The organism is Micromonospora sp. C41 (assembly GCF_018070485.1).
GTDB classification, from domain to species: domain Bacteria; phylum Actinomycetota; class Actinomycetes; order Mycobacteriales; family Micromonosporaceae; genus Micromonospora; species Micromonospora chalcea.
Genome location: NZ_JAGPXP010000009.1, coordinates 199256 through 209959, shown reverse-complemented (window position 1 = coordinate 209959; position 10704 = coordinate 199256). Strand labels below are relative to the sequence as shown.

General features: G+C 73.3%; 11 protein-coding genes. 7 read left to right on the top strand and 4 right to left on the bottom strand.

Annotated elements, in window-relative coordinates; genetic code table 11:
* Positions 1–940: expansin EXLX1 family cellulose-binding protein (locus tag KBX43_RS31875; RefSeq protein ID WP_210884591.1), on the bottom strand; the 940-nt coding region annotated here is incomplete at its 3' end.
* 71 nt (positions 941–1011) lie between these two features.
* The gene (locus KBX43_RS13165) at positions 1012–1311 is read right to left on the bottom strand and encodes a hypothetical protein (protein ID WP_043326160.1); all 300 of its coding nucleotides are present in this window, start codon (positions 1309–1311) and stop codon (positions 1012–1014) included.
* 165 nt (positions 1312–1476) lie between these two features.
* Between KBX43_RS13165 and KBX43_RS13160 the strand changes: the two genes are divergently transcribed.
* Both KBX43_RS13160 and KBX43_RS13155 read left to right on the top strand, forming a co-directional pair.
* Complete coding sequence (locus KBX43_RS13160; protein ID WP_043326162.1) at positions 1477–2544, top strand: LCP family protein; 1068 nt, start codon at positions 1477–1479, stop codon at positions 2542–2544.
* Between the two features lie 109 nt (positions 2545–2653).
* A complete protein-coding gene (locus KBX43_RS13155) occupies positions 2654–4096 on the top strand; it encodes a sugar transferase (RefSeq protein ID WP_043326163.1) in 1443 nt (480 codons plus the stop codon).
* Here KBX43_RS13155 and rfbD read toward each other — a convergent pair.
* Both rfbD and rfbB read right to left on the bottom strand, forming a co-directional pair.
* Positions 4065–4943 (bottom strand): dTDP-4-dehydrorhamnose reductase, encoded by an 879-nt coding sequence (gene rfbD / locus KBX43_RS13150; protein ID WP_030501823.1) that lies wholly within the window; start codon positions 4941–4943, stop codon positions 4065–4067. The genes KBX43_RS13155 and rfbD overlap by 32 nt on opposite strands.
* Positions 4940–5941, bottom strand: a complete 1002-nt coding sequence (gene rfbB, locus KBX43_RS13145) for a dTDP-glucose 4,6-dehydratase (RefSeq protein WP_064446935.1) — start codon at positions 5939–5941, stop codon at positions 4940–4942. Before rfbB ends, rfbD begins: the two co-directional genes overlap by 4 nt.
* An 86-nt stretch (positions 5942–6027) precedes the next feature.
* On the opposite strand from rfbB, the gene rfbA reads away from it, so the two are divergent.
* The 5 genes from rfbA to KBX43_RS13120 are packed head-to-tail and all read left to right on the top strand — an operon-like array spanning position 6028 to position 10699.
* Positions 6028–6909: a glucose-1-phosphate thymidylyltransferase RfbA gene (gene rfbA / locus KBX43_RS13140; protein WP_043326169.1), complete on the top strand. Its 882-nt coding sequence runs from the start codon at positions 6028–6030 to the stop codon at positions 6907–6909.
* Positions 6906–7508 carry a dTDP-4-dehydrorhamnose 3,5-epimerase family protein gene (locus KBX43_RS13135; RefSeq protein WP_064446934.1) on the top strand — a complete coding sequence of 201 codons (603 nt, stop codon included), beginning with the start codon at positions 6906–6908 and terminating at the stop codon, positions 7506–7508. The genes rfbA and KBX43_RS13135 overlap by 4 nt, the downstream gene beginning before the upstream one ends.
* The gene (locus KBX43_RS13130; RefSeq protein WP_307851519.1) at positions 7505–8773 is read left to right on the top strand and encodes a hypothetical protein; all 1269 of its coding nucleotides are present in this window, start codon (positions 7505–7507) and stop codon (positions 8771–8773) included. The genes KBX43_RS13135 and KBX43_RS13130 overlap by 4 nt, the downstream gene beginning before the upstream one ends.
* Position 8774: 1 nt before the next feature.
* On the top strand, positions 8775–9626 hold the full coding sequence (locus KBX43_RS13125; RefSeq protein WP_187693929.1) for a glycosyltransferase: 852 nt from the start codon (positions 8775–8777) through the stop codon (positions 9624–9626).
* The gene (locus tag KBX43_RS13120) at positions 9623–10699 is read left to right on the top strand and encodes a glycosyltransferase family 4 protein (protein WP_064446932.1); all 1077 of its coding nucleotides are present in this window, start codon (positions 9623–9625) and stop codon (positions 10697–10699) included. The genes KBX43_RS13125 and KBX43_RS13120 overlap by 4 nt, the downstream gene beginning before the upstream one ends.
* Positions 10700–10704: the final 5 nt, after the last annotated feature.

The following is a 10704-nucleotide window of genomic DNA, read 5'->3' as shown; positions in this document are numbered from 1 at the left end:
GGGCTGACGTGGGGGCCGCGGGGGTGGGGGTGGATGCGGTCGGGGTCGGGGTGGACGGGGTCGGGGATGCGGGGCGGGACTTCTTCGGGGTCGGTGTGGTGGCGGCGGGCTTCGCGCCGTACATCCGGACCGCGCTGCGCTGCACCTGGCCCGGGAGCATCCGGACGCCGGTGGCGGTCGCGCGGTTGCCGTACACGTCGGTGACCCGGATCGTGTACGGGCCGGGGCCGGCGCCGGAATCGATCAGCCAGTAGTTGTAGTCCTGCCGCTGGGCCGCCCGCCACGATCCGTTCTGCCGGACCTCGACCGAGCGCAGCGGGTTGCCGTGGTCACCGACCAGGACGGCGAACCACCACTGCGACGAGCCCTCCTTCATGCGGAAGGTGAGCGGCCCGGGCAGCGGCGGGTTCACCACGGCCCGGTAGCTGACCTTCACCACGCCCTGCACCGGGTCGGCGATCCGGGCGAACGCTTCCGCGGACAGGTCGAGGTGGCCGGGGGCGCACTCCGGGCACTGGTCCATGACGAGCACCCGGACCGTGCCGCGCGGACCGGTGACGTCGAGGAACCCGCCGCAGGAGGCGCCGGCCGCGTACTCGCCCGGGCCGAGCGCGACGTACATCCGGTTGGCCGGGGCGGCGGGGCGGGAGCAGTTGCCGCCGGCGCCCGCGGAGTCGTAGAAGGTGGCCTTGCCGCTGCGGGTCGTCCCACCGACGGGCGGAGCGGCGCCGAGTGGACCCGCCGCCAGGACCGGGACGCCGGCGGGTGGAGGCGGGGCCGCGCAGGCGGGGGCGGCGCCGCCGCGTACCGCGAGGGCGACAGCGACCGCCGCCGCGACGGTGACCAGACCGGCGGCGGCGAGCCGGCGACGGCGCGTGGCCGCACGGCTGGCGGGCGCGTGGTCGTCGGTCGGCGGGTGGGGTACGGTGCCGTCGGTCACGCCGGTCGATGCTGCCGGACCGGCGTGCCGCCGGACAAGCGAGCTAAGCGAAAGCTAAACCGGCGCGGCGGCTAGTACGGCCGGACCGCGCGGGCGGTGGCGACGATGCCGGCCAGCTCGTCGGCGAGGTCGGGGCGTCCGCGCAGCGAGTCCTCCAGGCGGACGCGCCACACTCCGGTCTCGACCGGGATCCGTTCGTCGCCGGACCAACGGACCCGGTCGCGGGTCTCGTCGAGGGCCGCCCATGTGGCGGGGCCGAGCAGATCGCCGAGTACACGGTAGAGCCAGCGGAACAGTTCCTCGTCGTGGATCGACGCGCCGATGACGCGGGCCGCGTCCCACGCCACCCGGGGCTGGTGGATAACCTGCATCTCGACTCCTCGGTCGACCTGGCTGCCCCACCATCATCGATCCGTGACGCTCCTCACGGCAAGGCCCGGCACGCCGGTCGTGCGGCTCGCCGACCGGTGCCGAGGCCCACCGCCTGCCGTCCGAGGGTCCCCCCGCGGCGCAGCGCGAATCAGTAGCATCGCAGCATGTCAGATCGCCATCAGCTCGCCGATTCCGACGCCCGCTCCGGGGTCTCCGATGTGGAGGCGGGCGAGCCGGTGCGGGAGAAGGCGCCGCGCCGTCGCCGGGGCCGCCGGATCGCCCTGATCGTGCTGCTCGTGATGGTGCTGCTCGCCGGCGGGGGCGCGCTGGCCGGCGGCCTGTACTACCGCTCCGTCGACAAGTCGATCGAACGGGTCGACGCCTTCGAGGGCGTACCGGAGGAGTCGCGCCCGCAGGTCGAGGTCAAGGGCGCCATGAACATCATGATCCTGGGCAGCGACTCCCGCGACCCGGAGAGCACCGGCGGTTCGCGCAGCGACACGATCATCCTGGCCCACCTGCCGAAGGACCGGTCGAGCGCCCAGCTCATCTCGATCCCGCGGGACACCTGGACGGCCGTCCCGAAGTCGAAGGAGGGTCGCGGCGGTCGCGACGCGAAGATCAATGCCGCGTACGCCTGGGGCGGTGTGCCGCTGATGGTGCAGACGGTGGAGAAGTTCAGCGGCGTACGGGTGGACAACGTGGCGATGGTGGACTTCGCCGGCTTCAAGGAGATCATCGACGCGCTGGGCGGTGTCGAGATCGACGTGGAGAAGGGGTTCACCACGAACTACTCGCTGATCGGCACGCGGACGTTCAAGAAGGGCCGCCAGACCATGGACGGCGCCGCCGCGCTCGACTACGCGCGGGAACGGCACGCCTTCCCCGACGGCGACTTCGCCCGCATCCGGCACCAGCAGCAGGTGATCAAGGCCATTCTGGACAAGGCCGCCTCGGGCGGGGTGATGACCAACCCGGCGAAGCTCAACTCGTTCGTCCGCGCCACGTCGAACTCGGTGGCCGTCGACAAATCACTGTCTCTGGTGGACCTCGCGATGGAGATGCGTGGCCTGCGCAGCGGCAATCTGACGTTCTTCACCTGCCCGGTGAAGGGGACCGGCCGGGTCGGCAGCGAGAGCGTCGTGTTCCCGGATCCGGCGCGCGCGAAGACGCTGTTCGACGCGGTCCGCCGCGACTCGGTCCCGGAGATTCTCGCCGTCAGCGGAAAGTAGGACGTCGATCTGCCATGCCGGTGGTGGCGGCGCGGCGGGGCCGCTCGTATCCTGCGATCGTCGTCGGTCTCCGCATCCGGGCCGGCGGCGTCACGGGGGAGGATCGACAATGCCACGCCTTCCGGCGTTCGAGCATCCGGCCGCGCCGTCGAACGATCCGCCGATGAACAGCGGCCTGGACACGACAACGGTCCTGCCCTACGCCGGGTCGCGGGCGTCGACGCGTACCCGATGGGTGCGCGCGTGGATGGTGACCGCGCCCATCGACGTGGCGGCGCTGCTCGCGCCGCTGCTGCTGACCCAGAACTACTGGCGCGGCACGCTGGCCAACGCGGCCCTGACGGTGGGCTTCTTCGCGGCGGGCGGACTGTACCGGCCGCGCCGGCACATCAGCATCCTGGACGAGCTGCCGAGCCTCGGCGGGCGGCTGCTGGCCTCCGGCGCGGTGGTGGCGATCATCGCGGCGCTGCGGCACGACTCGGTGCCGCACGTGAGCGGCTTCGTCCAGGGCGTCGCGTTCTCCGCCGGCCTGGTGATCGTCGGGCGCGCGCTGAACAGCCGGCTCGTCCTGCTGGCCCGTAAGCGCCGGTGGGTGGAGCGCAACACCATCGTCATCGGCGGCGGTCCGATCGGCGGGGAGCTGGCCCGGCTGCTGCGCCGCCACCCGCAGTACGGGCTGCGGTTCGTCGGCGCGGTGGACGCCCCGTCGAGGCCCCGCATGGGGGCGTTGCCGCTGATCGGCACGATCGACGACCTGGAGAAGCTCACCGACATGCTGGAGTGCGAGGTCCTGGTCATCGCCGACCCGGACTGCTCCGAGTCGGAGCTGATGGAGTCGCTGCTGCGTCCGGCCAGCTCGCGGTGTGACCTGTGGGCGGTGCCCCGGCTGTGGGGCTCGCGGTCGCAGGGCGGCTACCCCGACCACATCGGCGCCATTCCGATCGTCAAGATCGGCGACACCACGCTCACCGGCCCCCGGTGGCGGCTCAAGCGGGCCTCGGACGTGGTCTTCGCGGTGACCGCGCTCGTGGTGCTGAGCCCGCTGCTGCTGCTCTGCGCCCTCGCCACGTTCCTCGACGGCGGCCGGGGCGTGTTCTTCCGGCAGGAGCGCATCGGCCGGTTCGGCAAGCCGTTCCACGTCATCAAGTTCCGGTCGATGCGCCCGGAGGACGAGCACGAGTCGCAGACGACCTGGTCCATCGCCCACGATCAGCGGGTCGGACCGATCGGGCGGTTCATGCGGCGCACCTCGCTGGACGAGCTGCCGCAACTGTGGAACATCCTGCGCGGTGAGATGAGCGTGGTGGGGCCCCGCCCGGAGCGGCCGTACTTCGTGGAGAAGTTCTCGGTGGAGTACCCGACCTACGCGATGCGGCACCGCGTACCGGTCGGGCTCACCGGGCTGGCGCAGGTCAGCGGCCTGCGCGGGGACACGCCGATCTCGGACCGGGCGCGGTTCGACAACTACTACGTCGAGAACTGGTCGCTCTGGCTCGACATCAAGATCGTGCTGCGTACCGTCAGCGAGGTGTTCCGGGGCGGTGGAGGCTGAGCGCCTCGGCCAGGTCGGCGTACCAGTCCCCCGGCGGCGGCAGCTTCGCCGCGGCCCACCGGCCGTGCGCGAGCACGCTGTAGCGGGGACGCCGCGCCGGGCGCGGGAAACTGTCGCTCGTGGTGGGCCGGATCCGGTCCGGGTCCAGGCCGCGCAGGGCGAACACGGCGCGGGCCAGGCCGTACCAGGTGGTCTCGCCGGCGGCGGTGCCGTGGTACGTCCCGGGCGCCGCGTCGCCGGCCAGCGCCGCGTCGGCGAGCGCCACGAGCCGCTCCGCAAGACGGTACGACCAGGTGGGCTGCCCGCGTTGGTCGTCCACCACGTCGAGCCGGTCGCGTTCGGCGGCCAGCCGCAGCATCGTGGTGACGAAGTTGCGGCCGTGGGTGGCGTAGAGCCAGGCGGTACGCACCACGTACCCGGTCTCGGGCAGCAGCCGGGCCACCGCAAGCTCCCCGGCGAGCTTGCCGCGCCCGTACGCGTTGACCGGGCCGGTCGGGGCGTCCTCCGGGTACGGCTCGACCGCGTCCCCGGCGAACACGTAGTCGGTGGAGACGTGCACCAGGCGCGCGCCGGACCCGGCGCAGGCGTGGGCCAGGTGGGCGACCGCGTCGCCGTTGACAGCCGTGGCGTCCGCCTCGCGGGTCTCCGCGCCGTCCACGTCGGTCCACGCTGCGGCGTTGAGCACCACGTCGTGCCCGCTCACCGCGTCCCGGACGGCGTGGGCGTCGGTGACGTCGAGGCCGGCGCGGGTGGCGGCGGTGACCGACAGGTCCGGCCGGGTCCGCAGCACGGCGAGCAGGTCCCGCCCCAGCATGCCGCCCGCGCCGGTGACGAGCACCCGGGTCACCGGTGGCCGGCCGTCTTCAGCGGTTCCCACCAGGCCCGGTTGTCCCGGTACCAGCGCACGGTCTCGGCCAGCCCCCGGTCGAGGTCGATGGTCGGGGCGTACCCCAGCTCGTCGCTGATCTTGCTGATGTCCAGCGAGTAGCGGCGGTCGTGGCCCTTGCGGTCGGTGACCGGGACGACCCGGTCCCAGCCGGCGTCGCAGGCGGCCAGGAGCCGCTCGGTGAGCTGCCGGTTGGTCAGCTCGGTGCCGCCGCCGATGTGGTAGACCTCGCCGGCCCGCCCCTTCTCCTGGACCATCGCCACGCCCCGGCAGTGGTCGTGCACGTGCAGCCAGTCCCGCACGTTGCCGCCGTCGCCGTAGAGCGGCACGGTGCCGCCGTCGAGCAGGTTCGTCACGAACAGCGGGACGACCTTCTCCGGGTACTGGTACGGCCCGTAGTTGTTGGAGCAGCGCGTCACCACCACGTCCAGGCCGTGGGTGCGGTGGTAGGCCAGCGCCAGCAGGTCGGACCCGGCCTTCGAGGCGGAGTACGGCGAGTTCGGTGACAGCGGCCAGTCCTCCGTCCAGGAGCCGGAGTCGATCGAGCCGTACACCTCGTCGGTGGAGACGTGCACGAACCGGCCGGCGCCGTGGCGCAGCGCGGCGTCCAGCAGCGTCTGGGTGCCGAGCACGTTCGTGGTAACGAACGGCGCCGCGCCGGTGATCGAGCGGTCCACGTGCGACTCGGCGGCGAAGTGGACGATCACGTCGTGGCCGGGCACCACCTCGTCGACGAGCGCCGCGTCGCAGATGTCGCCGTGCACGAAGCGCAGGCGCGGGTCGTCGCGTACCGGGGCCAGGTTCGCCAGGTTGCCGGAGTAGGTGAGCTTGTCCAGCACGGTGAGCGCCGTGGGCGCCGTCGCGGGCACCCCGGCCGCGTCACCGCCGGGCACGCCCAGCAGCATCCGCACGTACTCCGACCCGATGAAGCCGGCGCCGCCGGTGACGAGGATCCTCACGGGTGGAGGAGTCTACGCCGTACCCGCAGCGCAGGCGGGACGTCGACGGGCCACGGTGGTGACGGCGTCACGGGTAGTCTCCGCGAGTGCGTGGAATCCTTCTCGCCGGCGGCACCGGGTCCCGGTTGTGGCCGATCACCCGGGCCGTCTCCAAGCAGCTGATGCCGGTGTTCGACAAGCCGATGGTCTACTACCCGCTCTCCACTCTGGTGATGGCCGGCGTGCGGGAGATCCTGGTGGTGACCACTCCGGAGGACCGCGCCCAGTTCGAGCGGCTGCTCGGCGACGGCAGCCAGTGGGGGCTGCGGCTGGCGTACGCCGAACAGCCCCGTCCGGAGGGCATCGCGCAGGCGCTGGTGCTCGGCGCGGACTTCATCGGCGACGAGTCGGTGGCGCTGATCCTCGGCGACAACATCTTCCACGGCGTCGGGCTCGGCCGGCAGCTCGCCCAGCACGGCGAACCGGCGGGCGGCCGGGTCTTCGCGTACCCGGTGGCGAACCCGCAGGCGTACGGCGTGGTCGAGTTCGACGCCGACGGCCGGGTGCTCTCGATCGAGGAGAAGCCGGCCCGTCCCCGGTCCCGGTACGCGGTGCCCGGCCTCTACTTCTATGACAACCGGGCGGTCGACATCGCCCGCAAGCTGACGCCGAGCGCGCGCGGCGAGCTGGAGATCACGGCGGTCAACGAGACGTACCGGGCGTGGGGCGAGCTGACCGTGACGGTCCTCGACCGGGGCACGGCGTGGCTGGACACCGGCACGTTCACCTCGATGATGCAGGCCGCGGAGTTCGTCCGGGTGATCGAGGAGCGCCAGGGCATGAAGATCGGCTGCGTCGAGGAGGTGGTCTGGCGGTCCGGGCTGATCGACGACGAGCGGCTGCGCGTGCTCGCCCATCCGCTGACCCGCAGCGGCTACGGCGAATACCTGCTGGGCCTGCTGGCCGAGCGGAGCGGGACCGAAGGATGAAGATCCGGCCGCTGAGTATCGAGGGGGCGTGGGAGATCACGCCCCGGCAGCACGGCGACTCCCGCGGGTTGTTCATGGAGTGGTACCGGTTCGACCGGCTCGCCGAGGTGGTCGGGCGTCCGCTGCGGCTGGCCCAGGGCAACCTGTCCGTCTCCGCGCGGGGCGTGGTCCGCGGCATCCACTTCGCCGACGTCCCGCCCGGCCAGGCCAAGTACGTGACCTGCGTACGCGGGGCCGTGGTCGACCTAGTGGTGGACATCCGGGTGGGCTCGCCGACGTTCGGCCGGTGGGAGGCGGTGCGGCTGGACGACGTCGACCGGCGAGCCGTCTATCTCAGCGAGGGTCTGGGGCACGGTTTCTGCGCGCTGACCGACGACGCCACACTCAGCTATCTCTGCTCCACCACCTACAACCCGGGCGCCGAGCACACGGTGCACCCTCTCGACCCGGACCTGGCGATCGACTGGCCGGCCGAGGCGCCGGTGCTGTCGGCCCGGGACGCCGCCGCGCCGAGCCTGGCCCACGCGCGTACGGCCGGGCTCCTGCCCGACTACCGCAGTACCCGCACCTGTGCCGCACCGTTCGGGGGCGACGAGTGACAGGCGGTTCGCTGGTCGACGCCGCGCAGTCCTCGTCGGACCCCGGCACGACACCGCCGCACCGGCGCCGGGCGGCCGGTCTGCTGCGGCGGCTCGTCGCGCCCGAGCGCCTCTATCTCGGCGCGCTGGGACTGACCGGCCTGGCGGCGGTCATGTCGGTGGCGCTGCCCGCGGCGGAGCGCGGCGAACTGTCGGCAAACATGGTGAGCGCGACGCTCGGCGCGGCCGTCGGCGGGCTGTCGCTCGACACCTTCCTCATCTCGCGTCCGGCCGGCTGGGTGCAGTCCCGGGGACGGACGTACGTGATCGCGATCCTCGGCGTCGCCGTACTCCTCTCCGGTGTCGCCGCCGCGCTGCTCACCGCGGCGGCGGGCGTCGGCGTCTATCTGGTCGGCGTCGGGTCCGCGGTGGGTCTGACCGTGTTCAACACGGTCTCGTCGCTCGCCCTGCGGCAGCGCAGCTTCCGGCTGGTCTACGCGATGCGCGCGGCGAGCGGCGCGGTCCTGGTCGCCGGGTACGCCGCCCTCTACGCCGCCGGCCGGCTCGACGGCGGCGTGTGGAGCATGGTGTGGCTCGCGGTGCAGTGGCTCAGCGCCTTCGCCGTGTGCGGCCTGGTCCTGGTCCGGCTGCGGCGGGCCGGGGCGGCCCCGGCGCCCACCTCGACCGGCGCGGACCTCCGGGCCGACCTGCTCGCGGCCGGGAGCCTGCACCTGGGCATCTTCGCGCAGATGATGACGCTGCGGTTCAACCAGGTCCTGGTGGCCCGGTTCGCCGGGGCCGGTCCGCTCGGCGTCTACGCGCTGGCGGTCGCGGCCCTGGAGTTCGCGCAGGCCGGCGCCGTGGTGCGGGCACAGCGCATCCTCGCCGACCGGGACGGTGGGAACGGCCCGGACCCGACGCGGGCGGTGGTGACGGCGGCCCTGCCGATCGCCCTGGCCGCGATCGTCGGGCTCGGCGTGCTGGGCTTCCTGGCGCCGGAGTACCGGCACGCCTGGCTCCTCGGGCTGCTGCTCCTGCCGGGCTCGCTGGCCACGGCGGCCGGAAAGAGCTGGAGCGCCCTGCTGCTGAAGCGGCGGGGTGAGAGGGCGACCACTGTGGTCGCCGTGGTCACGTCGGCGGTCGCGGTTCCGGCATACCTCGGCGTCATCCCGTGGGCCGGTGTGGTCGGGGCGGCGATCGCCTCCTCGCTCGCCTACGCCGTACACGCGTTCGCGTCGAGAGCGAGCCTGCGCCGGGCGCAGCCGCCGAATCCTGGGATGGTGTGAGATGGACGTCTCGATCGTGGTTCTCGCCTGGGAGGACTTCCACCGCACCCGCGACTGCGTGCTGTCCCTGCCCGCCGAGGCCGAGATCGTCGTGGTGGACAACGGCAGCTCGGCGGAGATCCGCGAGGCGCTGAGCGAGTTCTGCGCCCAGCAGGGCGTCACCTACGTCCAGTCCGGCTCGAACCTGGGGTACGCCCGCGGCATGAACCTCGGCGTACGGCACACCAGCAGGGCGAACGTCATCCTCTCCAACAACGACATCGTCGTGCACGGTGACGCGGTGGCCCGGCTGCTGACAGCTCTGGAGGACCCGGAGGTGGGCGCCGCCTTCCCCGCTGTGGTGACGCCGGAGGGCGTGCCGCAGACCGAGGGCGGCCGGTTCCTGACCATGGGGGTCGGGCTGGGCCACGCCACCGGGCTGAGCCTCGTGGTGCCGCGCCTGCGGATCGTCGCGCCCCCGGAGCAGGCGGACTGGCTGACCGGGCCGTTCGTCGCGTTGCGGCGCAGCACCTTCGACGCCATCGGCGGAGTCGACGAGACGTCGTTCTTCTACTCCGAGGACATGCGGCTGTGCTGGGCGGTACGCCGGCAGGGCAAACGGCTGGCGTACGTGGCGGACGCCGTGATCATGCACGAGGACGACGCGACCGCCAAGCGGCGCTGGTCGGCGGAGGAGATCTCCGAGCGGCGTACCCGGGAGTTCATCCGGGCCAGCCGGGACCTGGGCGGCCGCCGTGGTCGCGTGGCGGCCACCGCGTACGTCTGCGGCATCCTGCTGCGGGCGGCGGTGGGCCGCGACTCCGTGCGCCGCGCGATCGCGCGCGGGGCCGTCGCGGGGCTGCGTGCGTCGTGAAGGTGCTCTTCGTCTGCACGACCGGTGGCTCCGGGCGGCGGCAGTTGGGCGGCGCGGAACGGATGCTCGCCGAGCTGGTGCCGGCGCACGCCCGTACCGGCGTCGACGTGGTGGCCGCCACCTCGGACGACGAGGTGGGCCGGTCGCTGCGCGAGGCCGGGGTGCCGTGGGTCGGGCTCGGCGCGACCAGCCGGATCGACCTCGGCTACGCGCGTCAGATCCGCCGTCTCGTGCGCGAGGTGAAGCCGGACGTGGTCTGCGCCCATCTGCTGTCCGCCGCGATGCACGCGCGGGCCGCGCTCAGCCTGGACCGCACCCCGCTCGTGGTCACCCTGCACAACAGCCTCTGGCAGTACCGGGACACCGCCGGGTCGTGGCAGCAGAAGGCCGCCACCCAGTCCAACATCGCGCTGGACCTGGCGATGCGCCGCCTCCGGCCGCACGCGACGGTGGCGGTGTCCGAGTTCGAGGCCACCGAGCTGCGTGAGCGGGGCCGCGTCCGGAACGTCCACCTGATCCCCAACCCGCTGCCGGCCGACTGGCCCGCCCCGAAACCCGCCGACGCGCCGGCGTCCGGCCGGCGTCCAGTGGTCGGCTACCTGGGCCGGCTGGAACGGGAGAAGGGCGCGGACCTGCTGGCCGAGACCGCCGCGCACCTGCCGGAGATGGACGTCCGGGTCGCCGGGGCCGGCTCGCTGCCGATCGCGGCCCGGCCGAACCTGGAACTCGTCGGCCGGGTCGTCGCGGCGGACTTCCTCCGCGGGATCGACTGCCTCCTGGTGCCGTCGCGGGTCGAGTCGTTCGGGCTCAGCGCGTTGGAGGCGCTGTCCCTGGGCGTACCGGTGGTGCACACCGGGGCCGGCGGGCTGGCCGAGGTCACCCGGCACGCCACCGGCACGCTCGCCGTCCGGGCCGACCCCAGCCCCGCCGCGCTGGCCGGCGCCGTCCGCCGGGCGCTGGCCCAGGCCGGGCCCGCCGAGGAGCGGCGGGGCGTGGCCGAGTGGTACGCCCAGGAGTACGCCTTCGACCGGTGCGTGACGCGCTGGCAGAGTCTGTACCGGTCGCTGCGGTGACCGCC

Excerpts from the sequence above, each read along its gene's own strand:
- KBX43_RS13165 (WP_043326160.1), bottom strand. The coding sequence starts at position 1,311 with ATGCAGGTTATCCACCAGCCCCGGGTGGCGTGGGACGCGGCCCGCGTC.
- KBX43_RS13125 (WP_187693929.1), top strand. The coding sequence starts at position 8,775 with ATGGACGTCTCGATCGTGGTTCTCGCCTGGGAGGACTTCCACCGCACC.
- KBX43_RS13135 (WP_064446934.1), top strand. The coding sequence starts at position 6,906 with ATGAAGATCCGGCCGCTGAGTATCGAGGGGGCGTGGGAGATCACGCCC.
- KBX43_RS13155 (WP_043326163.1), top strand. The coding sequence starts at position 2,654 with ATGCCACGCCTTCCGGCGTTCGAGCATCCGGCCGCGCCGTCGAACGAT.
- KBX43_RS13160 (WP_043326162.1), top strand. The coding sequence starts at position 1,477 with ATGTCAGATCGCCATCAGCTCGCCGATTCCGACGCCCGCTCCGGGGTC.